Here is a 25,928-nt window from a genome sequence, read left to right as displayed (position 1 = left end):
CATGACCGACGAGCATAAAGCGCCGGGCAAGCCGCGTGCGGTACTGACCCTCAATGGCCGCCCTCTGCCGGGCAAGCCGGTGATCGCCACCCCAGGCACACCGATGCCGCGTGCCATATCGAGCGTGAACGGCAAGGACCGCCCTAGCGCCCTCCCCATGCCTGCCGATCGATCGGTATCAGCATTGGCGCGACCAAATATTTTGGAAAAGTGGTCTGCCGATGCAGCAGGCATTCGCGCGGTCGAGAGCGGTGACAACGTCATCACTATGTTCGGCGCTATCGGCGAAGATTATTGGTCTGGCGGGGGCATCACCGCCAAGACGGTGACGGCTCAGTTGCGCGCAATCGGTGACCGCCCCGTTGAGATTCAGATCAATTCGCCAGGCGGTGACATGTTCGAGGGGATCGCGATCTACAACGTCCTGCGCGAACATGACCAGCCGGTGACGATCAAGATTATGGGCATGGCCGCGTCGGCTGCGTCGGTCATCGCAATGGCAGGCGACACGGTCGAAATCGGTGCGGCGTCGTTCCTCATGATCCACAATTGCTGGGTAGTAGCTGTCGGCAATCGCCATGACATGGCCGAGACCGCGACGTATCTTGCGCCATTCGATCAAGCGATGGCCGACGTTTACGCGCAGCGTAGCGGGCGGACCGCGGACGAATGCGCGAAGTGGATGGACGATGAGACCTACATGTCTGGGTCCGTCGCGATCGAGCGGGGCTTCGCGGATACGCTTCTAACGGCCGACAAGACGACGCGAGACGAGCAGGCGAAGGCCTCCGACCGCGAGCGTACCGCGATCACCGCGCTTGAACTGAAGCTCGTCGCCGGCGGCGATACGAGATCTCAAGCGCGCGATCACATCACCAAGATCAAGGGCACGCCAGGCGCTGCCCCTGTAGCCGACACGCCAGGCGCTGGCGGCGAGACCGAGTTGACCGGCCTGCTGGCGGGTCTGCTCACCACCATCAAGAGCTAGGAGCTCCACCATGAAGAGAATGAACATGGCCGCCCTCGTGGCGGTGGCGACGGTGCTCGCCCACCCGTTCCGCACCCTCGCGGCGGCAGCAAGCACCAAGCCGGAACCGAAGCTGCGGCTTACGGCTCCTACCCTGCCCGCTATGCCGCGCGCGATCGCGGGCACGGTTCGCGCTGACGGGTCCGATCCCGCCACGCTCATCCGTGCGCTGAATGGCGCATTCGACGAGTTCAAGACGACGCATGCTCGCGAGATCGAAGAGATCAAGGCCGGCAAGACGGACGTCCTGACCAAGGACAAGCTCGACGCCATCAACGCCACCCTCACGGAGCTGCAGACTGCTGTCGATGATCAGGCAAGGATCAACGCGGCCGCGAAGCTGGGTGACGGCGCGATCATCGGCGATATCAAGGCCGACCCGGACTATACCAAGGCGTTCAAGGCGCACATGCGCCGTGGCGATAACGCCTCGGCCGAGGTGCGGGCGGCAATGCAGAAGGGCACCGACACCGACGGCGGCTATCTGGCGCCGATCGAATGGGATCGCACGATCGGCGAGAAGCTGAAGAAGATCAGCCCGATGCGTGCGGAAAGCCGTGTCATCACGATCAGCGTCGCCGGGTTCAAGAAGTACTTCTCGGACCGCAATGTCGGATCGGGTTGGGTCGGTGAAACGGCGAGCCGCCCTGCGACCACGACTCCGCAGATCGGTGTACTCGACTTCGTGCCGGGCGAACTCTACGCCAATCCGGCAATCTCCCAGCAACTGCTGGACGATGCCGCGATCGACCTCGAGGAGTGGCTGGGTCAGGAAGTCGATACCGAATTCTCCCGCCAGGAGGGCATCGGGTTCCTGTCCGGCGACGGGGCGAACAAGCCCTACGGCATCCTCACCTATGTCACGGGTGCCGCTAATGCGGCTCGCCACCCGTACGGTGCGATCAAGGCCGTCAACAGCGGCGACGCAGCAAAGCTGACCGGCGATGGCTTTGTCGATCTGATGTACGACCTCCCCAGCGAGTTCGCCGGGAACGCCAAGCTGTACATCAACCGCCAGAGCCTCGGCGCTGCGCGCAAGCTGAAGGACGGCCAGGGCAACTTCCTGTGGCAGCCGTCTTATGCTCTCGGCCAGCCGCAGACGCTGAACGGTGCGCCGATCGTCGAAATGCCAGACATGCCGACCGCGGGCGCCGGCAACGTTGCCGCACTCTACGGCGACATGGAAGCCACCTACCTGGTCGTCGATCGGATCGGCATCCGCGTGTTGCGGGATCCGTATTCGAACAAGCCGTTCGTGCACTTCTACACGACCAAGCGCGTGGGCGGCGGGGTGCACAACCCTGAGCCGATGCGGGCGCTCAAGATCGCTGTGAACGCATAACTACCCGCCGGGCCGGCCAAGCGCTGGCCCGGTTCTTCGAAGCCGCGCGGCAAGACCCACGGTTTCGGCGAACCAGGAGAAGACCTATGGACACGAAGACCGCCAAGAACGCCAGCAACGGCATTGCCCCGGCAACCGATATCGACACCGCTGGCGCACCGCAGCAGATCGTACCCGACGTCGATATGGACCATCCGGCCGTCGACAACGATCCCCGTGCCGGCACCACGGTCGAGCAGAACCGCATCGACTTCAACGACCCAACGCTCGAAGGTCACGAGGCCGTCGAGGGCAATCTTCAGGTCGCTGCAAAGGCCTGACTAAGAGTGGCGCCGGACTCCTTTGTCCGGTGCCACGCTTTCCAGTGAATCGAGGTGCCTCATGGCTATTCCCGTGACCTTGCAGGACGCCCGCCGCCAGATCCAACTGGATGAGAACGACGAATCCCACGACGCTGACCTCGTCCAGTTCATCGACGACGCCGCAGCGTGGGTTGAGGAATATACCGGTCACATTCTCGTGGCGCGTGACGTAACCGAGCCGTTCCGCGGCTTCGGGGCGGTTAGGCTTCGAGCGTGGCCGATCAACGCGTCCGCTGTTCCCGGCGTTGCTTACGTCGACGCTGCTGGAGCACCCGTTGCGATCGTAGGCGCGCGGCTCGATCTCAGTTCCCGACCTGCCCGCGTATTACCACCGGCTGGACCGTTCTATTCATTCTGCGACGCTCAGCAGGCTTTCACTGTAACAGTCCGTGCGGGGTATGAGGCGGGTGACGCCGCTCCGGGCAACTTCCGTCGCGCCATGCTAATCCTGATCAGCGCGTACGACTCCGATCGCGAAGGCGGCGAGGTGTTTCAAAAAGCCGAAGCGTCTGCACGGCGGCTGTGCGGCAGACTTCGGGCGCGCAGCCTGTGACGGTCGGTAAGGGCAAGGCCAGCCGATACAATCGCCGGATCCAGATCGAACGCCCGGTCACGGATAGCTCTCTGATCGGCGCCGGGTCTGGCAGCTGGGAAGCTGTTGGCTCGCCAATCGCCGCCAGCGTGGTCGATGCCCTTCCGAGCCGTGCAGAACGTCTGGCGGACGGCATCAACGTGGCAACGCGTCCGGCCAAAGTTCGCATGCGGTTCCGTACCGATGTCACGCCGAGCATGCGCTTCGTCATGACCAAGCCATTCCCGCGCGTGATGCAGATCATCGCCGGGCCAGCTGAAGTCGGCGTTCGGGATGAAGTCGAGTTCATGGTCGAGGATTACACCTCAGCGGGCAATTCGGCCTGATGCCGACCGTGAAAGGCCAGGCAGAGGTGCAACGCTTCCTTGCGACCCTTCCGACGCAGATTGAGGCCAAGCTGCTTCGCGGTGCGGCGCGGGCCGGCGGCAAGGTGTTGCTCGATGAGACGAAGAGCCGTTCACCAGCCGAGGAAATAACCGAGGCTTTGGCGCTGACCACGAGGAGCGAACCCGGCCGGATTGTGGTCAAGGTCAGCGTCAAAGGCCAGTGGCCGCGGTCACTAGCAACCTGGGCAGAGTACGGCACGGACCCGCATTTCATCACGGTCGACGACAGCCAACGAGAGGGCAAAAGTGTCCGCCGCATCAATGAGACCGGCGGCGGGTCGTTGCGAATTGGCGGCAAGTTCGTCGGCAAGACCGTTCACCACCCTGGCGCCAAAGCCAACCCGTTCATGCGTCCCTCGCTCGATCTCAGCGCCGCAGCCGCCCGTGCCGCGATGCAGACTTACGTCAATGCCCGCGTCACCCGCGGCGGCATCATCGGCAGCGACGAACCGGAAGGGACCGACGAATGAGCGGTGTCGAGATCGTCGGTGACCTGCTGCGTGCATACGAGCCGCTGAGCGAGCTGATGGATCCAGCAAGCATCAAGGCCGGCAAGCTTCCTGATAACGTGGCGCTACCCGCCATTCTGATCCGCAGCGTGACCCTGGTCGATCGCCAACGCCTGAGGCGGGAGCCGCTCGTCCGTTCCGTCGAGCGCGTGTCCGTGGCGGTGCGGGCGGCGAACTATCGAGATCAGAAGGCCGCAATCAAGCTCATCCGGCGATGCTGCCGGGACGTGATCGGCGATCTTTCGGGCTGTTTTCGTGTCTCGATCCTCACCGCTGGCACCGGCCCAGATGTCGGCGGTCCGGCGAACAGCTTCGAGCAGACCCAAGACTTCCGCGTCAGCTTCGACGCGGCAGCGTGAGAGAAAAGGAACCTACCATGTCCGACACCAAGCCCAAGATGATCCGCGGCAAGGCGACCCGCGATTTCACCGACGCCGGCACCGAGCGGCGCTTCGACGCTGGCAAGGCGCACGATTTCACCGAGGGCGAGTTCGTCAACTTCGCAGCTGCCGGGCTGGTCGAGGCCGTCGACACTGCCGCTGACCCGAAGGCCAAGACTGCCGCCTGACCCGCACGCCCGCCGCCCGGCGGGCGACACCCCGCCGGCCCTGCCGGTATTAAGTCACAAGGATCACCACCATGGGTTCACAGACCGCCGCAGGCTCGTCGCTTGCGATCTCCGTTACGTCGCCGGCGACTGCCGACGCCACTGGCTACGCCGCCCTGACCTTCACCGATGTCGGTCAGGTCGAAAAGCTCGGCTCGATCGGCGCCAGCTTCGCCAAGGTCGAATTCCAGCCGCTCAAGGGTGCAAAGCAGAAGTTCAAAGGCTCGGCCGACTATGGCGCCCTGCAGCCATCGATGGCGCTCGACAGCTCCGATGCAGGCCAGGCAATCATGCAGACGTCGGCCGATGACGAAAGCCAGAAGCTCTATTCGTTCCGCGTGACCTATCCGGACGGTGCCAAGCGCTACTTCGGTGGCCGCAACTTCGGCATGCCGGAAACCGCAGACGGTGCCGACAGCATGCTGACCGGCGCTCCCACGATCGAGATCTGCACCAAGATCGTCAAGGTCGCTGCGCCGACCACCTGACCCCTTCCCTACCCGGCGCCCGCGACGCCGGTCCTTATGCGCCAGCTCGGCCCGTCGTCGCGGGTCGCGAGCCGGGCTGGCGCACCATCCTCCCGCGAAGGACTATCCCATGACCAAGCTGCTCAACATCGCCTCGCTCGCCGTCGCCGCCACCGCCGCCCTGCACGTCAAGGGCCCCACCGGCGAGCCGCTCTACGCCGACGAAGCGGGCAAGCTCCCCGTCCGCATCCATCTTCACGGCCCCGGCAGCCGCGCTTATGGCGCCGTCGAATCGCGCCAGTCCGCCCGCGCGCTGAAGCGCATGCAGGACAACGATGGCAAGATCACCGCGGCGACCCAGGAAGAGCGCATCGCCGAGACGGCCGAAGACCTCGCCGCGATCACCGTGTCGTTCGAGAACTTTGACTATCAGCCCGAAGGGGCCAGTCTCACCGGGCAGGACATGTTCCGCGCCGCATACGCCGATCAGGGTATCGGTTACATCACCCGCCAGGTGACGAAGTTTGTCGCCGACTGGGGAAACTTCAAGGCCGCCTCGAAAGCGGCCTGACCCTCTATATTCGGCATATGGCGTGGCTTCAGGCCACGCCAAAGCCCGACCCTCGATCGCGGCGAGCCAAGTTCGTAGAAGAATCACCTGCTCCCCGGCTCAGCCGGATTGAGAAGATGAAGCGCGACAAGATCGTGCCGCCTATGCCGCCTAATCCGGCGCCGCATATCACCGACCGGCTGATCGAGATGGGTCTGACCCAAGCTGCCGGAATGGGCGCCGTCCCGCTGTCATGGCTCGAAATCAACGCATGGTGCGAACGTACTGCCGTTGAGCTCGATCCATGGGAGGCTCGGCTGATCCGCCGCCTCTCTGCTGCCTACCTCGCCGAAAGCCACAAGGCCGACGTCGAAACCTGCCCGCCCCCGTGGCGCGCAGAGGTGACCGCGCGCGAGCGCGAGATCGAAGAAGCCAAGCTCCGCGCCGTGCTGGGCTGACCCTCGAAAGGAGGCCGCGATGATTGATGACGACGGCGCGGCCGCCCTAGAGGTTGGCTTCATCCTCAATACCGAAGGTGCGTTCGCCGAGCTGCTGCGCTTCGGCCAGATGTTCAGCTCCGAGACGCAAGACTTCATCCGCAACTCCGCGCGCATCGAGGCGGCTGCGGGTGGGATCAAGCTTGCCGGCGCCACCAGCGCAGTCGCCAATTTCGGCGCCGCGGCAACCCGCGAGGGTGCCAACGCAGCGCGCGAGTTCGCGCGCGTCGAGAAGGCCGGTGAGGCAATGGCGCGCCAGCTCGAGCGTCAAAACAGCGTGTTTGGCAAAACTCGCGAGGAGGTCCGTAGTGCTACGGCCGAATTCAGAGCGTTCGAAGCGCAACAGCTTGGCCTGACCGAGCTTGCCGGGCGGATCCGCAGCGAAGAGCTGGCCTTGGTCACGGCGACCAGCCAAGCTGCTGCAGCGGCAGATGCTCAGGCGGAGGCCCTGCGGCAAGCTGCCTATGCTCACCAGATGTTCGAGGCCCGCGTGAAAGCTGGCGTCGTGGCGCTGCGCGAGGAGGAGACAGCGAGCCTTGCCGCTGCTGCTGCGCTTGATGCGCAGGCCCGCCGTCAGGCTGCGCTCGCCAGCGCGATGTTCGAAGCCCGCGCGAAGCAAGGCATGCGCGACTATAACGAGCAGCAGGCAGCGGCAGAGATCACACAGCGTGAAGCCAATGCGGCCGCCATGCGCCTCGAGGGGCTGGCAGCTGAGCAGTTGGCGCGCGAGCATGGTCAGCTGGCGTCGGCCGTGCGCGCGTCGCATGATGCCCAGGTTGCCGATGCAGCCGCGGCCGAGCAGCTACGCATGTCGACCGACCCCCTTTACGCGGCGACCAAGAAGCTCAATGCCGAGATCGCGGAATCGACGCGGCTCTATCACGCCGGGGCAACCGCGCCGGCTGAATATGCGCGCCAGCAGGAAGTGCTGACTGGTCGCCTGCGCCAAAGCGCGCAGGCGCAAGACGAAATGGACCGCGTCGCTCGCAAGGGCAAGGGCACCCTGACGCAGCTGTCGTTCCAGCTGAACGACGTCGCCACTATGGCAGCGATGGGCGCGGCGCCGTTCCAGATCTTCGCCAGCCAAGCGGGCCAGATCTTTCAGGTCGCGCAGATGGCCGAGGGCGGCGTGAAGGGCTTCGCAGCCGAGATGGGCGGACTCGCCGTCGCGTTCCTCCCCGCGATTGCGGTCGCGTCCGTCGCCGGCGTCGCGCTCTACCGGTGGAAGGAGCAGATCAACGAAGACGCGGGCATGAAGAAGTTCGCTGACGGCCTCGGGCTGACGTCCAAGGAGATGAAGAAGCTCGGCGATCAGTCGATCACGACCGGCGACATGGTTGCCGGCGTCTGGAAGACCATCACCGACGGGCTCGACCTGGGCGGGTCGGGCAAATCGCTTATGGACTATCTGTTCTCGCCGAACGACGCGCAGCAGGTGCAGGGCTTCCTGGCATCGATCTACGGCACGTTCACCGGCACCTATGCGGCGATCGTCGAGCTATGGAGCAGCATCTCGACGTCGGTGACGGCGTATGTGTCGGCAGCGGCCGCGGCCGTCGCGCAGTTCTTCGCCCCCGTCGTCGCTGCGGCCCAGTGGGCAGGCAACGGCATCTCGCAGATCTTCAACGCCATCTACAACCGCGTCGCCGGCTGGCTAAAGTCGATCGGCGGGGCAATCAGCGACTTCGCCGGCCCCATCCTGAAGGCCATGGGCCAGAGCGATGCCGCAACTGCGGTAACCAGCGCAGGCAGCAGCCTCGGCAAGGCGTTCGGCAAGGGTTACGCGCGGGGCGCAGGGCAGGTCGTCAACGGGACGAACACGTTCTTCGCCACGGCTGCCGAGAACATCGTCAGCAAGTCGCAGGAGCGACTGCTCAAGAAGGCCAACGAGATCAAGGCAAACCGGACGCCGAAAGCACCACCAACGCCGAAGGTAGACCGCCATGCGGAAGGGCTAGTCCGCGACGCCGAGGCGATCGAGGCGCAGATCCGCAACCTCTACGACCTGGCGAAAGCCTACGGCGTGTCGGGCGCAGCGGCGCTGATCGCCGAGGCGCGTGTGAAGGCCGAGAGCAAGGCGATCAAGCAGCAGGCCGATATCACCGCAGCGGTATCGCGCCAGGTGCAGCTGGCAATTGCGCAACGTGTTTCCGATGCAGCCAAGTCGACGGCGGGTATGCGCGACCAGATCACCGCGCAGCAGCAGGTCAACGCGGCCGTGGCGGCTGGTCTCGTGCCGGCCGAACGCGCCAATGACCTCATCGCCGCCCAAATCGCCGACTTGCCGCTGCTCGCCGCGGTTCAGGCCGCGCAGCAGCTTGGGCTTGCCGATGCAGCCGCACGCGCAACGAAGGCGCTCGAGGATCAGCAGGCCGCACGAAAGGCGCTTAAGGACACGGAAGAGGTCGGCCGGTTCAACACCGACATGACCGATGGCCGGAAGCAGCTTGCCACGCTGGCCGAAGAGCTTCGGCTGGTCGGTGCGACCAATAACGAGCGCGAAATCGGCCTGGCGACGCTCAAGGCGACGCAGGAAGCCGAGGCCCGGTTTACCGACCCCGCTCGCCGCGCCGCATACATCGCCCAGCAGGTCGAGATCGCAAAGGGGCATCAGGCCGTCACTAACGCCAGTGACGCGCTTAACGCGTCGCTCAGCGCCACTGCCGACCTGTTCGACACGATCGACCAGACCGCTCAGCGCGCGGCGCAGGGCATGGCCGATGCGTTCGGCAGCGTCGGTGCGGCGATCGGCGATGCCGCGACGATCATGACCTCCTACTATGCGGACCAGACGAGTCTGCAGCAGGCGCACGATGCTGCCATCAAGGAAGCGGGCACCGATCAAAACCGCATCGCCCGCGAGAACCAGCTATTCGCGATGCGTACCGCCTCGGCGCAGACCGCCGCTTATGGTGACATGGCAGCCGCGGCGAAGGGCTTTTTCAAGGAAGGTACCGCTGGCTACAAGGCCATGGCTACTGCCGAGAAGGTCTTCCGCGCGATAGAATTCGCGATGGCGGTAAAGAACGCCGCGGTGCAGCTTGGCCTGATCGGCGGCGTCACGACGGCGCGCACCGTCGCTGCCGCAACCGGCGTCGCGACCGACACCGCGTTCACCGCGACCAGCGTCGTGAATGCCGGGATGCGCGCCGCAGCGGACGGTACCGCTGCGATGGCGAAGACTGCGTCATCCTCGCCATTCCCGTTCAATCTCGCCGGCATGGCTGTGATGGCCGCTGCGCTTGCGTCGCTCGGCATCTTCACCGGCTTTTTCGGTGGCGGCGGCGGCAAGAACACGCTCGCCAAGGCGAACGACGGCACCGGTACCGTGCTCGGGGATACCAGCGCGCAGTCGGAAAGCCTCAAGCGATCGATGGATGCGTTGAAGGAGGTCGATACCTTGACCAACACCTACGCGCGCCAGATGGCGGCATCCCTCAAGTCGATCGACAGCCAGATCGGCAACGTCGCGGCGCTGGTCGTTCGTGCTGGCGACGTCAACGCTTCGGCTGGCGTGAAGGAAGGCTTCGCCTCCGACAGCACTGGCAAGCTGTTGTCCGGCATCGTGACCGGCGGTGGGCTGTTCAGCAAGATCCCGGTGGTCGGCAGCATCATCGGCGCCGTCGGCAGCCTGATCGGTTCGCTGTTCGGGTCGAAGACGACGGTCGTGGGCAGCGGCCTCTACGGCAAGGATCAGCAGCTCGGCAGCGTCCTCGGCGGCGGCTTCGATGCGTCCTACTATTCGGACGTCGAGAAGAAGAAGAAGTTCCTCGGGATTAGCACCGGCACGTCATACTCGACAAAATACACCGGCGCTGACGCTGGCCTCGAAAACCAGTTCACGCTGATCCTCAAGCAGTTCAACGACGCGATCGCCGCGTCTGCGGGGCCGCTTGGCGTCGCCACCGGTGACGTGCAGGCCCGCCTCAACAGCTTCGTCGTCAGCATCGGCAAGATTGACCTCAAGGACCTGACCGGCGAGCAGATCCAGGAGAAGCTGTCTGCGGTGTTCGGCGCTGCCGCTGATAAGATGGCTGCGACTGCGATCCCCGGCCTCGAACGCTTCCAGAAGGTTGGGGAAGGCGCTTTCGAGACGCTGGTCCGTGTCGCGTCGACGGTCGAAGCGGTTGGCACTGCGCTGGATCTGCTTGGCACTGCCACTCGCGGTTTTAGCATCGACGCCAAGCTTGCACTGGCCGACCAGTTCGACAGCGTCAGTGACCTGACCAGCGCTGCGAACGCTTATTTCGAGGCGTTCTACAGCAAGGAAGAGCAGGCGGCCGCCAAGACGGCTCAGTTCGCCAAGGTGTTCGACAGCCTCGGCATGGCGATGCCGGCGAGCCTTGCCGGTTTCCGCGAGCTCGTCGAGGCACAGGATCTCAACACCGCCGCGGGGCAGTCGGCTTACGGCACGCTGCTCAAGCTCGCGCCGGCGTTCGCCGACCTGCAGTCCGCGATGGAGGGCGCCCGGAGTACGGCCGATATCGCAGCCGAACGTCAGGACCTCGAGCGTAAGCTGCTCGAATTGAAGGGCGACACCGCAACGCTCCGCGCCATCGACCTTGCCAAGCTCGACGTCAGCAATCGCGCCTTGCAGCAGCAGATCTGGGCGATCCAGGATGCCCAAGAAGCGGCCAAGGCTGCCGAGGCGCTGCGCGACGCTTGGACGTCGGTCGGTGACGGTCTCATGGACGAGGTGAAGCGCATTCGCGGGTTGACCGGCGCAGGCAACGACAACGGCTTTGCCGCTCTGCAGGGGCAGTTCAACGCGGCCAACACCGCCGCCCGTGGCGGTGATCAGGATGCGGCGAAGACCCTGCCGGCGCTCAGTCAGGCGCTGCTGACGGCCGCAGCCGAGCAGGCGACCAGCCGGCAGGAACTGGAACGCGTGCGCGCCATGACCGCTGCCAGCCTTGAGGCAACCTATGGCGTGATCAGCGCGCTCGGCAACGGCACCACCGCGCCGACCGCCGAGCAGATGACCAGCCGGCAGGAACTCGACCGGGTGCAGGCCATGAACAACGCCAACCGCCAGGCCGCCTATGGCGTTGTCAGCGCGCTGGCTGGCGGGACCGCCGCGTCGGGCGCGACCGCCACGCCGATCGATACGATGATCACGGCAGCCGGCGCCGCAACCGGCAAGGCGCCCGCCCCGGCCAACGATGATCAGATCGTCAGCGCCATCGAGGCGTTGCAGGAAGAGGTCGCCGGCCTGCGCCGTGAAAATGGTTCTGCGCAGTCCGAGATCGCTCGCAACACCAAGGGAATCGATCGCAAGCTCGACGATGTCACAGCGGATCATAACGGCATGGCGTTCAGCATTGGGAATGCCGCCTGATGAAGGTCGTCACCGCCTCGGGCGCGATCGAGCTCGGCACCGTCGGGACGGCGCCAACAATCGGCGTCATAGACTACAGCCGGCGGGTCACCGACGAATTCGGGGTGACCACGGTTGTGCAGCGCGGTTTCGCGCGTCGCATGACCGTGCGTCTCGCCGTGCCGTTCGATGACGTCGACACGATCCAGCGCCAGCTCGCCGAGCTTCGTGCCACCTCGGCGACGTGGATCGCCGATGATCGCTTCGGCAGCCTATCCGTCCGCGGGTTCTACAAGGAATTCGAGGTCGACCATGCGACCGCGCCGCTCAGCTATTGCACGCTGACGGTTGAGGGGATGACCGGCGAGGAAGCGTTTACGGACGACGGCTCTGATCCGGCCCCGGTTGGTCAGGCGTCCAGCCTTCAGCTGCTCCAGCCGATCGCGATCACAGACGCCGTCCTGACATCGAGCAGCGTCGCCGAAGATGACGCCATCGAGTGGACCGCGGCTGGCGGCTACGCCTTGGGGCAGCGCGTCATGCGGCGTTCGACGCACCGCGTCTGGGAAAGCCTGCTCGAGCGGAACGTCGGCCATGACCCGGCGACAACGACAGGCGCATGGCTCGACGTCGGACCGACAAACCGCTGGGCGATGTTCGACCAGGCGCTAGGATCCGTCACCACCGACGAGGCGCCGATCGTGGTCACGCTGCGCCCCGACCCCGCGGCGTCCGGCCTTGCGATCCTCGATTGCAACGCTGCGACCGTCCGCGTTCAGGCGCCCGGATATGACCGCACTGTCGCGCCGTCGGGCGGCTCCGGCGCTGCGCTGTTCCTTGATCTATCGCTGGCGGCCGGCGCCAGCATCACGGTAACGCTGACGCCGTTCGGCAAGGCTGCGACGCGTGTCGTCTGGGACGATGGTTTCGCATGGGACGACTCGGTCTCGTGGCAGGACACGGTCGCTGGGACCGCCACGGTGGAACCGCCAACCTGGTCAGATGGCGAAGGCGTGAGCGACACCACAGAGTGGCAAGACAGCCGCGGTGGCGATGGTACCGTATTCGTCGGTACCCTGCTGCTCGGCATATTGCGGCCACTCGGCATCACCGAGGGTTCAGCGACGTCGGGCATCACCGACTACAGTCGGCGCGAGACCGACGAGTTCGGCGAGACGATGATCGTCCCCCGCGCCTGGGCGAAGCGGATGGCAGGCAAGGCACTGATCCGGACTGACGCGGTCGACCAGGTCGTCGGGCGGATCGCAGCCGTCCGCGCAGTCCCGTCGCTGTGGCTTGGCGACGCCGGCGTCGACAGCCTTATCGTCTACGGCTTTTTCAAAGACTTCAGCGTCGAGGTCGGTGAGACGCTGAGCAAGCTGACGTTGTCGATCGAGGGCTTCAGCGAAGCAAAGACCCCGGCGCCACTGACGATCCCTTGGGAGAATGTCAGCGGCACGAAGCCGACCGAGAACGCCGACAACACCGGTGAGAACACGTCGAAGGACACCGGCGCCGTTGCTGGGGTGCCGGCGACGCAGGTCATTGCTGATGCGGCCTCGGTAAAGCATCGAAACGACATCCTCGAGAATATTACGATCCCCGCGATCAACAGCGCGGTGGCGGCGGCCAACGCCCTGATCAAAACGGCCGGGGCGAAGGCAGATGCGGCACTCGCCGACCTGAATGCCAAGCTGCTCTCCGCCGGGATCGCTCTTGATGGGTCATTGGCGAGCGCCGATAGCAAACTGGGAGCGGCTCGCGTCGCGGCCGATCTGGCTGTCAGCCGTGCAAATACCCGCATCGATGCGGCAATGACCGACCTCAACGCCGAAGCGAACCGGGCGCAGGGCAAGGACGAGCTGCTCGAACGCCGCATCGACAGCCTGACGGTCGTCACCAACAAGAACGACGGTGAGGTCCGCGCGCTGATCGAGACGGAGCGGCTGGTCCGCACCGATGACGTCCGCGCGATCGCGCAGCGTATCGACAGCGTCGTCACCGATTACACGAGCCGGGACAGCGTCACCAACACGCGGATCACGACGCAGGTCACCGCTTTGTCCGCGGCCGACCGGGCATTGGGTGAGCGGATCGACACCGTCACCACCGAGTTCAAGGCGGCAGACTCGGCGACCAGCACGCGGATCATGGACTCGGTTGCCGCTTTGTCCGCTGCTGACGAGGCGATCGGCAAGCGCGTCGATTCCATCGTGACGGACGTCACCACCAAGGACACCGCCACCCGGGCCGAGATCAGCCGGGTCGAGCTGGCCTCGTCGACCCGCGATACCGCCCTTGGGCAGCGCATCGACACCGTCGTGACGGACTATACGGGCCGCGACAGCGCAACCAACACGCGCATCACGACCCAGGTCACGGCCCTGTCGGCTGCGGACACGGCGCTAGGGGAGCGCATCGACACCGTCACGACCGACTTCAAGGCGGCCGACACCGCAACGAGCACCCGGATCACGCAATCTGTCACGGCCTTGTCCAATGCTGACACCGCGCTCGGGCAGCGGATCGACACGATCACCACCGATTATAAGGCGGCTGACTCCGCCACCAGCACGAGGATCACCACTGCGGTTGCGGCGCTTAGCGATGCCGACAGCGCGATCGGGCAGCGGATCGACACAATCACGACCGACTATGTCGGCCGCGACACCAGAACGAACGCTCGCGTCGATCAAACGGCAAGCGCAATGACTGAGGCGGATCGCGCCCTTGGCGCTCGCATCGAGACAGTCCAAGCGTCTTTCACGTCGGGCGGCGGCAACCTGCTAGTGGGCACTGATTTCATCACGCTCGATGGCTGGACCTATAACCAGTATAACCCGTCCGGCACCTTATCCGCACCAAACCGCGGGATTGATGTGGAGGGTTCAAGCTATCATCCGCTCGGTGAGCACACATTAGGCATGTATCAGCCCGGGCGGGTTGGCGACTCGACGTATCTGGAGTGGCTTAGCGACCCCTTCGCGGTGACGCCCGGCGAATACCTTCAATTTTCCGCATTTTGTCTTGCACACCGCGCTAGCGTCAAGATCGCCCTCGTCTGGTTGAATGCTGCCGGCGCTGCGATGTTCGCCGTCGACGCTGGCGACGTGTCCACGCCTGAAGCTCTCGGCAACAATCCCGAGAATTACACACAGCACGGAATGAAAAGCGTCCAGGTGCCGAGCAATGCTGTCGGTGCTTATCTTATCATGCGCAAGAACGACACCAAGGCCGGCGCCAATCCTAACGACAGCTATGCATGGTTTTGGCGTCCTTCGGTCAGTATTGCCCGCGCAGGTCAGCTGGCGTGGGCCCCATACAGCCCCGGCAGCGGGCGGGCTGCGCAGGTCGCCAGCACGGCGCGGGTAAAGGAGGCAACCGACGCGCTGGCGCAGGCGAGTTTGGCTTTAGGTAGCAGGTCGACAAGCCTCGAAGCGCAAATGTCCCGGCAGGCTCCGAGCGCACTGAACACGTTTACAGACGATGTAAACAACCGCCTGACGCGGATTGATCAGTTTGTGAATGCGCGCATTAACACCACTGAGGACGTGCTCGCGGACCTCCCAAACCAATATGCTACTGCGCAACGCGTAAGCATCCTAGAAGCGCAGGTGTCGGGCTCCGGCGGCGATCTGACGGCAAAGATCGACGAGCGGCTCACCGTTGTCGTCGATCCGAAGATCGGGGCAGTTGCTCAAAGCGTTAGCGATCTTCGCAGCGCGTATAACGGTACCGCAGCGACAGTTTCACAGCAGGCCGGCACCCTCGCGGACGTCAAGGGACGCACGGCCGCCTACTGGCGCACCACGGCGGTAGCTGGAGACAACCGCGCGCAGATCACGATCAGCGCCGATGCAAATGCTGGCGCTGGCGTCGACATCATCGGCGACGTGTCGATCAACGGCAATCTGCTGGTGTCCGGGTCGGTGGTAACCGATCGCATCGCTTTGAATGGCGTGACCAACACAGTCGCGATCGCCGGCATGAGCGGCGGCGTAAGCCCCGAAGACACGGGTGAAACCGGGCGGGTTTATATCACCAGCACCGGCGGCACGATGAAGGTCGACGTACAGGCCGACGGCACTCGGACCGCTGGCTCCGGCAACATGCGAGCGCAGCTATTCGCGGCATACAACGGAACTGAGCTGGCCCTCTCGCGCGAGGTGGCTTTCACGCCATCAAATACAGCGGTTCCTGTCGGCTTCTTCCAAATCATCCAATTCCCGGCGGGGACCGCAGTGCAGTTTTTCCTCCGCTTTTTCGTCACCACCACAAACACGACGTGGACCTATACCAGTGCCGCAATCGCGGTGACTGAGTTCAAGCGCTAGTCCCGGAGCTTCATCATGGAACATTGGATCATCTACGACCTAGCGTCCGGTGAGGAGCTCTGGCGTGGCGGCGGGTCAGTTGGATCTGCCGCGCAGCAGCAATTCTCTGAAGGCATGGGCATGGTCATGGTGCCGGCGCAGGTCGTGCGTGCGCCTACCCTCGATCTCGACGCCCTGCGCGCAGCAAGCGCCGTAAAGATCGATGACGAAGCCGAACTCATCCGCCAGCGCATTCTAACGCCCGGCGCCGGGCAGGCCATGACGTATCAGCGTAAGGAAGCGGAAGCGCGCGCATGGTCCGTGGACAACGACACCACCACGCCGTTCCTCACTGCAGAGGCTGGCGCGCGCGGAATGACGATCGCAGACCTTGCGGCCGAGATCATCGAGCTTGCCGACGCTTGGGTGGCGATCGGCGCCGCGATCGAGGGGCTGCGCATGGGAGCCAAGGCCGCGGTCGGGCGCGCGGGAAACCTCGGCGCGATCGTCGCGGCCGGCAAAGTCGATTGGAGTATCCTCAATGGCACGCAAAGCTGAACCAAGGTCTCCCCTCCTCGTGAAGACGAAGGACGGCTTCAGGATCATCGGATCCTTCACTGTCCCGGGTAACCTGATCATTCCAAGTCCGGCAGCGAGCTTGGGCAATGCATGAGCGCTTCTGGCTCGGGTTGCGACAGCTGCTCGTCGCGGTTGACCAGCTCGCCTACATCCTGATCGCCGTGCCGATCTACGTGGCTGTTGGCGGGCCAACCCCTTCGGCTGATGAGACGATCTCCAGCCGCGTCGGCCGCGCTGCGATCAAGGGTCACCGCTGGGGCCTCGTGCTCGAGGTGGTGATCGATCGACTGTTCGTGCTGCTCGGCTCTGAACCGGACCACTGCCGGCGCAACGTTGAGAGCGCCTTCCTCGGCTGCGCGCCGAAACCCTGAGGACAGATCCATGAGCAAGACAAGCTTCGCAACCCAAGCGGTCGCGGAAAGGAAAGACGCATGACCGGACTACGGGTAGTCAACATCCTCATCTGGGGCGTTTTGCTTATCTATGCCGTGCCCGGTGCATGGGGCGCTGTGTCAGGCAACGGGACGCGCCGCGGTGACCCGATGCGCCTCGCGTGCGTCGCGACGGCCTTCGTCATGATAGGGTTCTGCGCCCGCTGGCTGCTGGCGCCCGAGAACGTGATGCTCTGGCAGGCTTTGTATGTCCTGAGCGGAGCGACGGGCATGTACATTATCCGCGTAGCATGGGCGTATGGCCGTGGTCCTCGGGTTTAGTCTCGCAGCTGCAGCGGCCAAGGCCGTTCCAGTCAGCACTGGCTTCACCTGGACGACTGCTGCGGTCGGGTTGCTCAACCTGCTCGTCGGCGGCGTCCTTGTGGCAATCATCAAAAGCCGCCCAGCTCTGAAGAAGATCGCGAACGAGCGAGAGGCGAATCTTTTGAACGAGCGCGCGGAAGAGATGGAAGCGATGCGCCAGCGGATCGCCAAGCTCGAAAAAAAGGGTGAGTTTAAGGAGGCGCTGCATCAGGCAGAGCGCGCGGTCGATCGGCACCGCATCAACAATCTCGATCAGTGCCTGACCGCTTTCCTGATGATGGTAAAAAAGAACCCGGACGATGCAGCGACGGCTGCAGCGATGATCGAAGAGATGCGAGCTCAGCAGATAGCCCGTGAGAAACAAGAGGCTGGAGCAATCCATGCTGCTGCGATCGCCGCCACTAAGCCAGGAGCACCCGAATGAGCGACGTTGACCGCCACTGGCGCTATGTCATCGCCCTTACCCTGATCGTCGGATACATCGGGCTCGCGACGATATCGTTCTTCCATCAGGTTCCGGCGAACAACACTCGCTTTGTTGATGGCTTCTTCACCGGCCTGGGCCCGATTGTCGGCGCGGCCGTCGCGGCGGTGCTGAACGTTGGCAAAGGCGCGAGTGCCCAACAAGACGCCAACCTGGCGACGGCGCTCGACAAGTTGCCACCACAGACCATCGGCACCGGCCCGGCAACGCCGGCAGAATAACGGCCCGCCCCCAGGGTCAGCCAAGGGCGAGCCGGCCAAGACACTCTTGGGGATATGCCCGGCGACCTGAGAACGCCGCGAGCTGGTCGTCGGTTGCAAGGTAACGGCCCGCCCAACCGGGAGAGGTCATGGCGGGCCGACCGGGCAAGGTTAAGAAACCCGGCCCGTCGATAACAGCCAACCTCGCCAATAGCTTCACATCGAAGGAAATAATCATGACGACGGCATCAGAGCCGGCGTGAGAGGCTTCCAGTGTCAGGCAGTCAAACCGTCGCTCCGTACTCCCTGCTCGTCGTAGCTGGGGCGGCATCGTGACGAGCAGGGAACCCTTCACGGGGAGGCAGAGCCTCGTCTGCAAAATGCCTAATTGTAGTTAATATTTTGTTAACGGCCCGCATCAGCGACAAGGGGAAAAGCGCGAGGCGGGCCGGCCGGAGCTTTGAAAAACCCTCTGGCGCAATCTGAACAGCGCCAAAGTCGAAAACGCCTCACCATTGTAAGGAATTAAGCATGACGACGGCATTAGAGCCGGCGTGGCTTTGCCATGCCCGGTCGCTTCTTGGCACCCACGAAATAGTCGGTCGCACGCACAACAATGCCCTGATCGCGTTTCTCAACACGGCGCGCAAATGGAACGGCGTGATCTGGAAAGATGACGAGATGCCGTGGTGCGGTGGCTTTGTCGCGGCATGCCTCGTCGCGGTCGGCGTCGAGCCCGTCAGGATCGCGGCGCGTGCGAAAAGCTGGGCGTCCTGGGGTAGCAAACTGCGGCCCGAGCGGCTTGCTCCCGGTGCGGTCCTCGTCTTCGATCGCCCAGGCGGCGGGCATGTCGGCTTCTATGTCGGCGAAGATGAGTCCGCATATCATGTGCTCGGCGGAAACCAGGGCAACGCTGTCACGGTCACGCGCATCGCAAAATCGCGTCTGACCGCCTCGCGCTGGCCCGCTGGCGTGCCCGTCATCGGTGGCGCCGTGAAAATGAAGACGATCGCGGGCGTGCCCTTTTCGTCGAACGAAGCATGACCTGGGCGGCGGGCTTCGCCCTGCTGCGGCGCTTGTGGTGGTCAGTGCCTATGGCTGGCCTGCTCATCGGCCTGCTGCTGACGCGAGCACGTGCCGATGACCTTGAGACAACGCTGAAGGCCGAGCGAACGGCGTGGAGCGCCGAGATCGCGAAGGCCGAGCAGCTGCGCGCCGCGGCGGAAACGCGGTTCGCCGTCCAGCAAACCACGGCGTTCACGACCTTCGCCGACCGCCTCGCGCATCGCGAACCCATCATCCTTCGATCCACTGACACCGTGAGGACTTATGCGCAAACTGCTGCTGGCCGTGCTGCCTGCCTTCCTGCTGACCGCGTGCGCGGCATCGACGCGCTCGACGCTGAGCTATTCGCCGGCGATCCCCCCAGTGCCAGCCGAGGCGAAGAAGCCCTGCACGGCAACGCCGATGCGCCGGCAGCCGGACGGTAGCGCCAACAGCGCGGACGCCGAGGGCTCGCTGCGCGACGCGCGCGCCGACCTGGCGCTCTGTGACGTGCGCCGCGGCCTCGCCGTCGACGCCTGGCCGCGCTGACGCGTCGCCACGCTGATGAATGCCCAACCCGCTTTCCTGAATAGGAGTGTCCACGCATGGCCGTGCTGACGAATATCCCGAACAACACGTCTACGCGCGACTGGCGCGATACGGTGAACGCGCTGATTAAGCGTATTGCGGCGCTTGAGGCAGCCGGAGTTCCCGTAACGACGCCTGCGCCTGCCTTCACGACGCAGCCAAGCGTTAGCCCGACCAGCGGCACCGCAGGCTCAACACTGTACGCCGCGACGCCGGGCACCGTCAGCAACGGCTCTGTCGTGTCCCGTGTTTGGCTGCTGAACGGCACCGCCATCAGCAGCGGAATAACGGCCCTGCCCGCTTCGTCCGGTACGCTCGCCTATCAAGAGACGGCGTCAGGCCCAGGCGGCACGACGACGTCCACGGTTCAGGTGGCAGCGGTGACTGCGGCCACCGTCACCCCTACCCCGGCACCGTCTTTCATCTCGCAGCCGAGCATCAGCCCAAATACCGGAACTGCCGGGGCGACGACATTCACCGCAACCGCGGGCAACGTCAGCAATGGCTCGATCACGGCGCGATCGTGGACGATCAACGGGACGGTGATCAGCACCGGCATCGCGGCGTCTCCGGCATCGTCCGGCACCCTGACCTACCAAGAGACAGCGACCGGACCAGGCGGCACCACGCAGTCGACGGTACAACAGGTGACCGTTGCAACCGCAGCAGCGGCAGCGCCAGCCTTTACCTCGCAGCCGACGGTCAGCCCTTCGTCTGGCACGGCGGGGACGACAACCTATACCGCAACGCCAGGCGCTGTAAGCAATGGCTCGATCACGTCCCGTGCCTGGGCGCTCAACGGTTCGACCATCAGCACGGGGCTAACCGCAGCTCCCGCTTCCGCTGGTACGTTGACGTACCAAGAGTTTGCTACAGGCTCGGGCGGCAGCGCCTCGTCGTCGGTTTTGACGCGCACTGTATCGGCCGCGACGCTAACTCTCACTCTGTCGCCAGCCTCTATCTCGATCGCATCGAACGCAGCCGCAGGCACCACGATATCCAATATCTCAAACGTTCCCGCTGGCGTCACGCCATCGGTGACGCCAAACGACGGCCGCCTGGTGATTGCTGGCGATGCGTCAGCGGGCTGGAAGGTTGTGCGTGGCATGTCCGCTATATCGGCGGGCACGATCAATTTTTCCGTGTCTGCAACCGGCGCGACCGGGGCTAGCGGTGTACTGACGGTAGTGGGATCTCAAACTACTACGCCCCCGGCTGCATCCGAGAGGCAAGCAGCCTACGCCACTGCAGTCCCCCGTGACCAGTACGACGCGAAGACAAGTCAGCAGCGCGGACGCACCACCCTCAAGCGTGTCCTTATCACCGATGAGTGTACTCAGTTCTACCTAACCACGGACAACAAGTGGGTGGGTGCTTCTGGGGAAATCGCCAATGTCTCGGCAGTCACCATCAAGCAGATCGGCGTTATCCTCGACGATGGCACGGGCGCGTCCAAGGTGGGCACCTACGGAGGTGGGGCTTCCACCACGCGGGTGATGGCTCCAGGCGAGACCGTGGTGAAGACCGACCTGTTCAAGGCCTCGGACTTCGGCCCCTTCACGAAGTTCCTGGCCGGTCAGGCCATCTGGGTGCAGCTCCAGGTGGAAGTGGACAACCTCCAGCCCACCTCCTACCTCTACTACAACACCAATCTCATCGGCAGCGACTACTCGGTCCGCTACCCGGCTGAGACTGCGGTTGTCTCGCCCCTCAGCGCCAGCGCCCCGGCCGCTCAGACAGGGCAGTTTTCTGAGACGGTGCTCGGCGTGGGCTTCACGTGCTCGGCCCTCATCGCAGTTCACGCGGGGGAGGCTCGCGGGGAGGCTGGGGATAGCATTGCCGATGGCACAGGGGACCAGTCTGGCCAGCACATGCTTACCGGGTTCACCCACTCCAGTGTCAACTCTCTGGGGCAAAAGCCGGTCGCCACGATCCGCTTGGCCCGCCACGGAACGACCATGGTCGAGTTCATCGCGGCGGGGACTGGGGACATGCGGAAGGCCTACCTGCCCTACGTCACTCACTTCCGGGAAAACTGGGCGAAGAACGACATCTCGGACGGGGCCAGTGTTATCGGCTCTGGGAAAAACGTCAGCGTCTACGCCAATAAGGAGTCCGTCTGGAACATCGCCAAGGGCCTGATGCCTGTGGGATCGCGCATCTCCAGTATCCTCCCGTTGCCCTGTGTGGACACTTCCACGAATACGCCCAAAGGCGGCTGGGAGCGTGGGGGTGAGGCAGACCTACTCCGCCAGAAGGTCATCGCAGCGGTGGCGTCCGGGAAGATCAACCGCGCCGTGGACATCACTGCGGTACGCGGCTCCAGCGATCCCTCCACGGATGCCTACTTTCAAGCCAAGAATGTGGCGCTGTTCCTCTCGGATGGAGTCCACTTAAGTCCTGCGGGATACGAGGTGGCGATGCCTGTACTGCGCGCCGATGCAATCAACAATGCGGCGAATGACGAGACGGTGTTTGCTGCGGGGGTAACCTCCAGCGATCCCTTCAACGATGCCACCTCTGTGCTAGTCTCTTCCCGCGCATCCGCTACTGGACACACGTGGGCACCGCCTACAGGCAGCAGCGGGGCCTTGACGACCACCGGAGCAGGGCGCGCCTTCCAGAGCACACAGGGCTTCATCCTCAGCAGCGCGCCGCTGTCCGCCCGCCAGATGGCAGTAGCGGACGTGGTGGTCGCCGCAGCAGCCACCCCCGAGCAGGGGGTGGCCCTGAGAGCCCGCACCGATCAGGTGACGTGCTACTTCTTCGCCTACACGCCCGCCACCGGCCTAGGCCGAATCATTCGCTACATCGACAACTCGGCCACGGTGCTCGCTTCGGTGGCAGTGGCTGACCCCGGTGCTGCCTACACGGTCCAGGGCGAGGCTGACGGCCCCTACCTCCGGCTACTGATAGGAGGTGTAGAGGTCGCTACGGCAATCGACGGGGTGCTCTACTTCGGGCGGGCTGGGGTGCGTTCGAGCGCGGCCGGGACGATCTCCAATGGCCGTCAGTACGACGCCTTCCGCGCGGGCAACTTGGCTTGAGCTAGCTCAACATGAAAGGAGGTGCTGCCCATGACCGGGTACACCGAGTTTCGCCAGTCCGGCTCCTGCCTGATAGCATGGCAGGGGCCGACGCCCGTCGCGCAGATCGCGTGGGATGCCGCTGAGAGCGGCTGGTACATCAACTTCTTATCTGTCGAGCAACCCCAGCTGCTCGCGCCGCTTCTGTCGAAATTCCGGAAGCTATGGCGCCGCAGCGGTAAGCCGACCCTCTCGTTTCACGCATCCCCCGATAACCAGGTCATCGGGAGGCTTATAGGGATCCTCGGAGCTCAGTGCTCTGCGGACCTCTATACTATTGTCGACCTGGACCATCAGAGTAGGAAGAAGAACCATGAGCAAGACCGAGAACGCACGCTATAAGAAGCTCTCCGCCAAGGGTAAGACCGAGTACGGCCGAGATCGTGCGAAGGACGCTGATGCCAATGGCGGTACGTTCGACGCCACCCTGGCGAAGCTGCACGCGGGCTTTTACGACACGATGTGAGTCAGGCGCCCGGTTCGAAAGAGCCGGGCGTTTCCGTGATTGCCTGTAGCTTGCGAAATGACGCCAGCTAGAACTTCTATGCTGGTGACTCCGGATCGCTACGCGGCAATCCGCTGCTCTACCGAGCGCTTAAAAACCTTGAATGCCTTGAACGGGTTTGCCGGGTGGGTACTCTCGCGGCCAACAACATAGCGCCATCCGTGGCGAAAGCTTAAATCGCCAATCCTGCTCTCGGCCATCGAGTGGTCTGCAGTTTGCTCTACTTCCTCACCACTTGATGTTATTCCAACCAGCGTAGGCATGCCCCTGCCCGAAAGGGTAGCACTGATGTCGCGGATGATCGGATGGTTCGGGCTTTCTAAGCGGAGAATAAATGGATTTATCAATCGCGGCGTGGCTGACGCGTCATACGCACGGAAAAGCAGGTCCATAATTCCATAGCCGCCGACCGCGTCGTAGAGTCGCGTGCAGATCATGAGTGCCCAACCATCGATGGCAGCGTCATGTACCCAGAGCGTAAGCTCTGGGATGAGGCCCAGCTTCATGAGCGCCAAGTGATAATCGCGACCAGCTTCGACATAGCCGTCAGGTAGATCGTCGACTAAAGGGCCAACTGGAAATTCAGTTCGATCCACTTTGCAACTCCTTTCTGGCCAAAGCTAGCCTCGTACATACCATCCGCGATGGCAAAAGTCGTTTCAAAAGGGTGGTACCCGGCACTGCGACGCCACTGAAATACCGTCGCCCAAGCAGCGCGAAACTCGGCCGCAGCGATAAGGGTGCCCGTGGTTATCCCACACCCCTCAGCGAGCCCTTTCAATTCATGATGGCGGTAGCCGTCCAGAGTCGCGTCCCAGCTAATCTTTTGGTGCACCTGCAAAATCAACGCTTTCAAAAGGGCTTCGACAGCGAAGCCGCATTCGACGTAGCACGCCGTACGTTGCCCTTTCGTATGAAGCAGCAGTTTGACCAGAGCGAGCTTCTGCCTGGCGAGAGATAGGAACTCGGCCTGGCTTTTTGCAGGTGGAAGTTGTGGCGGGGTTACCACCTACTGATTCGAAGGGCCGTGCATCCGACCGAAATTGCCGGTGGTTAGTCTTCGAGTCAAACACGATGCAAACTCGCCTTACTCAGTTAGGCATTGGCGACGGGGCACCGCAGAACCCCGTCGCCGTTGCAGTGTAGGTTAGACAAATCATCGCATTGAGATTGCAAGATTATTGAAGGCCCTCCGGGCGCGCCATCTCCTTCTCGAAAACTGCCGTTTCAAAAAGGCGCACACGGTCGGAACCGCATGCTTATCGGATAGAGACCACCTTTGTCGCCAGCACCACCGATTATCGACACTGGCCCAGAGGCAGTGTCGACGACCGCAGTCATTCTGGTCGGCTAATCTCGGCGCCTCGGGCTTCGGCTGCTGCAACTGGATCCACATTGCGGCACGAAGGGATAGCTCGATAAATTACTTCCGCGGCATTTGCTCCACCACTCGCTTTGCACATTGAGGCGGCCGTGGCAGCTATCTCATTCGCCTCGTCGATAGTTAGAAGGCCCTTTTGGATCAGGTGAGCCGAAAGAGCGTTCGCGTGATTAAATGCAGCCAAAGCAATATCCTCAGCGGTAACGTTTAGCTTCTGTGTCATAGTTAACTCTCTGTATAGGGCTGTCGCATATAGTAACTGGCTAAACTAATGCCACCGCGTCACCGTCCGCTGGAAGAGTGGCATGCCCTCACATGGCACTGTCGTCTCGGCGCAGTGCGCTAGACAGCCGTTTCACGCGAACGCCCCGGCCTTTTTTTTAAGTTCTGCCGTGTTCGGGTCTGTTGTTCACGGCCCGGCCGGATCGGCATTCCGCATGGTTACGCGCGCAAACACGCCCCCCCCCTTATTTGGGTAATGTTCAAGCTGCCTTAGCAACTGGTCGGCGCGCCTCCGTCGATGCCCCCTGCCTCATAACTTATGATGTCCATGACGCCGGTTTTGGATCTTATTCGGCAACGAGCACTAAAAACGCATAGAATTACAGCTCCACGGCTAAAGGGAGGCTTGGCATTCAAGACACCCTATTGCGCCTTATTTCCTTTGATGTCCTTCAAGTGAATCTTGGAGATAGATCCGTCGCCGCTTGCGTGAAGCCCGTCATCGAACCCAGATGCGCCCTCTATGAACACGTCGGAGATCGTTCCCGACGATCCGCTATCAAGGTGGAGCAGCGTTGAACGCGATTCCGGTAAGGTCACGGCCCCCATTTTTCCCACAAACTTTTTGATATTAGGCACAGCTTCTCCCTCTTCGACCACATCAATTTGATCGTGACCACGGGGTACCGGCCAGAATAAAGCCCACACCAGCAAGCAAATACCGAGCACGGCCGCGTATGGCCCCGGCGTACTCGCTATATGCTTCCAAGCGTCACCAACGTCACCAGGAAAGTTAACTAGATCTATCACGGCCTTAAATAGGCCGCCAGCGCTGAAGATGCCGCCGACGCTGCTAATCCGAAGTCTTTTGACCATCGAAACCAACTACCACCAATATCAGATGACGAAAAGAGCAAGCTAAGCCGATCTTTTGTGCGCGGGGCAGGTAACATCAAAAAGTTATCCTATAGTGTCTAAGGCCAATCGCCGGTACGGACCTGCTAGCTATCGCGCTTTAATGGTTTGACGTATGCCTCTAACCTCGACGCGACCAAGCTTAGCTAAGCTAAGCTCATCCGCAACACACACTAGAGCTTCTAGGTACGGTGTTGCAG

The 25,928-nt window shown here is 63.2% G+C and carries 25 protein-coding genes; 21 read left to right on the top strand and 4 right to left on the bottom strand.

What is annotated here, in order from left to right; all coding sequences use genetic code 11:
- Position 1: 1 nt before the first annotated feature.
- From C8J24_RS14815 to C8J24_RS14720, 18 genes are all read left to right on the top strand, one after another.
- Positions 2-988 carry a head maturation protease, ClpP-related gene (locus C8J24_RS14815; RefSeq protein WP_208620972.1) on the top strand — a complete coding sequence of 329 codons (987 nt, stop codon included), beginning with the start codon at positions 2-4 and terminating at the stop codon, positions 986-988.
- 19 nt (positions 989-1,007) lie between these two features.
- Positions 1,008-2,369: a phage major capsid protein gene (locus C8J24_RS14810; protein WP_107933570.1), complete on the top strand. Its 1,362-nt coding sequence runs from the start codon at positions 1,008-1,010 to the stop codon at positions 2,367-2,369.
- A gap of 86 nt (positions 2,370-2,455) precedes the next feature.
- Positions 2,456-2,689: a hypothetical protein gene (locus C8J24_RS14805; protein ID WP_107933568.1), complete on the top strand. Its 234-nt coding sequence runs from the start codon at positions 2,456-2,458 to the stop codon at positions 2,687-2,689.
- A 61-nt stretch (positions 2,690-2,750) separates the two neighbouring features.
- Complete coding sequence (locus C8J24_RS14800) at positions 2,751-3,284, top strand: head-tail connector protein (protein WP_107933566.1); 534 nt, start codon at positions 2,751-2,753, stop codon at positions 3,282-3,284.
- Complete coding sequence (locus C8J24_RS14795) at positions 3,281-3,649, top strand: phage head completion protein (RefSeq protein WP_107933563.1); 369 nt, start codon at positions 3,281-3,283, stop codon at positions 3,647-3,649. The genes C8J24_RS14800 and C8J24_RS14795 overlap by 4 nt, the downstream gene beginning before the upstream one ends.
- A complete protein-coding gene (locus C8J24_RS14790; protein WP_107933561.1) occupies positions 3,649-4,179 on the top strand; it encodes a hypothetical protein in 531 nt (176 codons plus the stop codon). Before C8J24_RS14795 ends, C8J24_RS14790 begins: the two co-directional genes overlap by 1 nt.
- Positions 4,176-4,577, top strand: coding sequence for a hypothetical protein (locus tag C8J24_RS14785; RefSeq protein WP_107933559.1), 402 nt, complete (start codon positions 4,176-4,178; stop codon positions 4,575-4,577). Before C8J24_RS14790 ends, C8J24_RS14785 begins: the two co-directional genes overlap by 4 nt.
- A 17-nt stretch (positions 4,578-4,594) precedes the next feature.
- A complete protein-coding gene (locus C8J24_RS14780; RefSeq protein ID WP_107933557.1) occupies positions 4,595-4,786 on the top strand; it encodes a hypothetical protein in 192 nt (63 codons plus the stop codon).
- A gap of 71 nt (positions 4,787-4,857) precedes the next feature.
- Positions 4,858-5,313 carry a hypothetical protein gene (locus tag C8J24_RS14775; protein WP_037528050.1) on the top strand — a complete coding sequence of 152 codons (456 nt, stop codon included), beginning with the start codon at positions 4,858-4,860 and terminating at the stop codon, positions 5,311-5,313.
- Between the two features lie 109 nt (positions 5,314-5,422).
- Positions 5,423-5,863 (top strand): hypothetical protein, encoded by a 441-nt coding sequence (locus C8J24_RS14770; protein ID WP_107933555.1) that lies wholly within the window; start codon positions 5,423-5,425, stop codon positions 5,861-5,863.
- Between the two features lie 116 nt (positions 5,864-5,979).
- A complete protein-coding gene (locus C8J24_RS14765) occupies positions 5,980-6,300 on the top strand; it encodes a phage tail assembly chaperone (RefSeq protein ID WP_244180757.1) in 321 nt (106 codons plus the stop codon).
- Positions 6,301-6,319: 19 nt separating this feature from the next.
- Positions 6,320-11,677, top strand: a complete 5,358-nt coding sequence (locus C8J24_RS14760) for a hypothetical protein (protein WP_107933551.1) — start codon at positions 6,320-6,322, stop codon at positions 11,675-11,677.
- Complete coding sequence (locus C8J24_RS14755) at positions 11,677-15,990, top strand: autotransporter outer membrane beta-barrel domain-containing protein (protein ID WP_107933549.1); 4,314 nt, start codon at positions 11,677-11,679, stop codon at positions 15,988-15,990. Before C8J24_RS14760 ends, C8J24_RS14755 begins: the two co-directional genes overlap by 1 nt.
- Positions 15,991-16,005: 15 nt before the next feature.
- Positions 16,006-16,527: a hypothetical protein gene (locus C8J24_RS14750; protein ID WP_146163699.1), complete on the top strand. Its 522-nt coding sequence runs from the start codon at positions 16,006-16,008 to the stop codon at positions 16,525-16,527.
- Between the two features lie 107 nt (positions 16,528-16,634).
- Positions 16,635-16,919 carry a hypothetical protein gene (locus C8J24_RS14745; RefSeq protein WP_107933545.1) on the top strand — a complete coding sequence of 95 codons (285 nt, stop codon included), beginning with the start codon at positions 16,635-16,637 and terminating at the stop codon, positions 16,917-16,919.
- Positions 16,920-17,238: 319 nt separating this feature from the next.
- The gene (locus C8J24_RS14735) at positions 17,239-17,727 is read left to right on the top strand and encodes a hypothetical protein (protein ID WP_107933540.1); all 489 of its coding nucleotides are present in this window, start codon (positions 17,239-17,241) and stop codon (positions 17,725-17,727) included.
- Complete coding sequence (locus tag C8J24_RS14730; protein ID WP_107933537.1) at positions 17,724-18,008, top strand: hypothetical protein; 285 nt, start codon at positions 17,724-17,726, stop codon at positions 18,006-18,008. The genes C8J24_RS14735 and C8J24_RS14730 overlap by 4 nt, the downstream gene beginning before the upstream one ends.
- A gap of 510 nt (positions 18,009-18,518) precedes the next feature.
- A complete protein-coding gene (locus C8J24_RS14720) occupies positions 18,519-19,031 on the top strand; it encodes a TIGR02594 family protein (protein WP_107933533.1) in 513 nt (170 codons plus the stop codon).
- Between the two features lie 41 nt (positions 19,032-19,072).
- On the opposite strand, the gene C8J24_RS14715 is transcribed toward C8J24_RS14720, so the two are convergent.
- Positions 19,073-19,273, bottom strand: coding sequence for a hypothetical protein (locus tag C8J24_RS14715; protein WP_107933530.1), 201 nt, complete (start codon positions 19,271-19,273; stop codon positions 19,073-19,075).
- A gap of 43 nt (positions 19,274-19,316) precedes the next feature.
- Between C8J24_RS14715 and C8J24_RS14710 the strand changes: the two genes are divergently transcribed.
- The 3 genes from C8J24_RS14710 to C8J24_RS17615 all read left to right on the top strand — a co-directional run bounded on the left by C8J24_RS14710 (position 19,317) and on the right by C8J24_RS17615 (position 23,171).
- Positions 19,317-19,580, top strand: coding sequence for a putative periplasmic lipoprotein (locus tag C8J24_RS14710; protein ID WP_107933528.1), 264 nt, complete (start codon positions 19,317-19,319; stop codon positions 19,578-19,580).
- A 56-nt stretch (positions 19,581-19,636) separates the two neighbouring features.
- Complete coding sequence (locus C8J24_RS17390; RefSeq protein ID WP_146163698.1) at positions 19,637-22,666, top strand: SGNH/GDSL hydrolase family protein; 3,030 nt, start codon at positions 19,637-19,639, stop codon at positions 22,664-22,666.
- A 352-nt stretch (positions 22,667-23,018) separates the two neighbouring features.
- Positions 23,019-23,171 (top strand): hypothetical protein, encoded by a 153-nt coding sequence (locus tag C8J24_RS17615; protein ID WP_167396772.1) that lies wholly within the window; start codon positions 23,019-23,021, stop codon positions 23,169-23,171.
- Between the two features lie 98 nt (positions 23,172-23,269).
- Here C8J24_RS17615 and C8J24_RS14685 read toward each other — a convergent pair whose 3' ends face one another.
- The 3 genes from C8J24_RS14685 to C8J24_RS14675 all read right to left on the bottom strand — a co-directional run bounded on the left by C8J24_RS14685 (position 23,270) and on the right by C8J24_RS14675 (position 25,689).
- A complete protein-coding gene (locus C8J24_RS14685) occupies positions 23,270-23,806 on the bottom strand; it encodes a hypothetical protein (protein WP_146163697.1) in 537 nt (178 codons plus the stop codon).
- Positions 23,773-24,219 carry a hypothetical protein gene (locus C8J24_RS14680; RefSeq protein ID WP_107933515.1) on the bottom strand — a complete coding sequence of 149 codons (447 nt, stop codon included), beginning with the start codon at positions 24,217-24,219 and terminating at the stop codon, positions 23,773-23,775. Before C8J24_RS14680 ends, C8J24_RS14685 begins: the two co-directional genes overlap by 34 nt.
- A gap of 1,017 nt (positions 24,220-25,236) precedes the next feature.
- Positions 25,237-25,689, bottom strand: a complete 453-nt coding sequence (locus C8J24_RS14675; protein WP_107933513.1) for a hypothetical protein — start codon at positions 25,687-25,689, stop codon at positions 25,237-25,239.
- Between the last annotated feature and the right edge of the window lie 239 nt (positions 25,690-25,928).

Origin of the sequence: Sphingomonas aerolata (assembly GCF_003046295.1) — a bacterium.
Lineage (GTDB): Bacteria > Pseudomonadota > Alphaproteobacteria > Sphingomonadales > Sphingomonadaceae > Sphingomonas > Sphingomonas aerolata.
The sequence above is the reverse complement of the archived record's forward strand: the minus strand, read 5'-3'. Positions and strand labels throughout refer to the sequence as shown.

Excerpts from the sequence above, each read along its gene's own strand:
- C8J24_RS14815 (WP_208620972.1), top strand. The coding sequence starts at position 2 with ATGACCGACGAGCATAAAGCGCCGGGCAAGCCGCGTGCGGTACTGACC.
- C8J24_RS14810 (WP_107933570.1), top strand. The coding sequence starts at position 1,008 with ATGAACATGGCCGCCCTCGTGGCGGTGGCGACGGTGCTCGCCCACCCG.
- C8J24_RS14805 (WP_107933568.1), top strand. The coding sequence starts at position 2,456 with ATGGACACGAAGACCGCCAAGAACGCCAGCAACGGCATTGCCCCGGCA.
- C8J24_RS14800 (WP_107933566.1), top strand. The coding sequence starts at position 2,751 with ATGGCTATTCCCGTGACCTTGCAGGACGCCCGCCGCCAGATCCAACTG.
- C8J24_RS14790 (WP_107933561.1), top strand. The coding sequence starts at position 3,649 with ATGCCGACCGTGAAAGGCCAGGCAGAGGTGCAACGCTTCCTTGCGACC.
- C8J24_RS14785 (WP_107933559.1), top strand. The coding sequence starts at position 4,176 with ATGAGCGGTGTCGAGATCGTCGGTGACCTGCTGCGTGCATACGAGCCG.
- C8J24_RS14780 (WP_107933557.1), top strand. The coding sequence starts at position 4,595 with ATGTCCGACACCAAGCCCAAGATGATCCGCGGCAAGGCGACCCGCGAT.
- C8J24_RS14775 (WP_037528050.1), top strand. The coding sequence starts at position 4,858 with ATGGGTTCACAGACCGCCGCAGGCTCGTCGCTTGCGATCTCCGTTACG.
- C8J24_RS14770 (WP_107933555.1), top strand. The coding sequence starts at position 5,423 with ATGACCAAGCTGCTCAACATCGCCTCGCTCGCCGTCGCCGCCACCGCC.
- C8J24_RS14765 (WP_244180757.1), top strand. The coding sequence starts at position 5,980 with ATGAAGCGCGACAAGATCGTGCCGCCTATGCCGCCTAATCCGGCGCCG.
- C8J24_RS14760 (WP_107933551.1), top strand. The coding sequence starts at position 6,320 with ATGATTGATGACGACGGCGCGGCCGCCCTAGAGGTTGGCTTCATCCTC.
- C8J24_RS14755 (WP_107933549.1), top strand. The coding sequence starts at position 11,677 with ATGAAGGTCGTCACCGCCTCGGGCGCGATCGAGCTCGGCACCGTCGGG.
- C8J24_RS14750 (WP_146163699.1), top strand. The coding sequence starts at position 16,006 with ATGGAACATTGGATCATCTACGACCTAGCGTCCGGTGAGGAGCTCTGG.
- C8J24_RS14745 (WP_107933545.1), top strand. The coding sequence starts at position 16,635 with ATGCATGAGCGCTTCTGGCTCGGGTTGCGACAGCTGCTCGTCGCGGTT.
- C8J24_RS14735 (WP_107933540.1), top strand. The coding sequence starts at position 17,239 with ATGGCCGTGGTCCTCGGGTTTAGTCTCGCAGCTGCAGCGGCCAAGGCC.
- C8J24_RS14730 (WP_107933537.1), top strand. The coding sequence starts at position 17,724 with ATGAGCGACGTTGACCGCCACTGGCGCTATGTCATCGCCCTTACCCTG.
- C8J24_RS14720 (WP_107933533.1), top strand. The coding sequence starts at position 18,519 with ATGACGACGGCATTAGAGCCGGCGTGGCTTTGCCATGCCCGGTCGCTT.
- C8J24_RS14715 (WP_107933530.1), bottom strand. The coding sequence starts at position 19,273 with ATGCGCGAGGCGGTCGGCGAAGGTCGTGAACGCCGTGGTTTGCTGGAC.
- C8J24_RS14710 (WP_107933528.1), top strand. The coding sequence starts at position 19,317 with ATGCGCAAACTGCTGCTGGCCGTGCTGCCTGCCTTCCTGCTGACCGCG.
- C8J24_RS17390 (WP_146163698.1), top strand. The coding sequence starts at position 19,637 with ATGGCCGTGCTGACGAATATCCCGAACAACACGTCTACGCGCGACTGG.
- C8J24_RS17615 (WP_167396772.1), top strand. The coding sequence starts at position 23,019 with ATGAGCAAGACCGAGAACGCACGCTATAAGAAGCTCTCCGCCAAGGGT.
- C8J24_RS14675 (WP_107933513.1), bottom strand. The coding sequence starts at position 25,689 with ATGGTCAAAAGACTTCGGATTAGCAGCGTCGGCGGCATCTTCAGCGCT.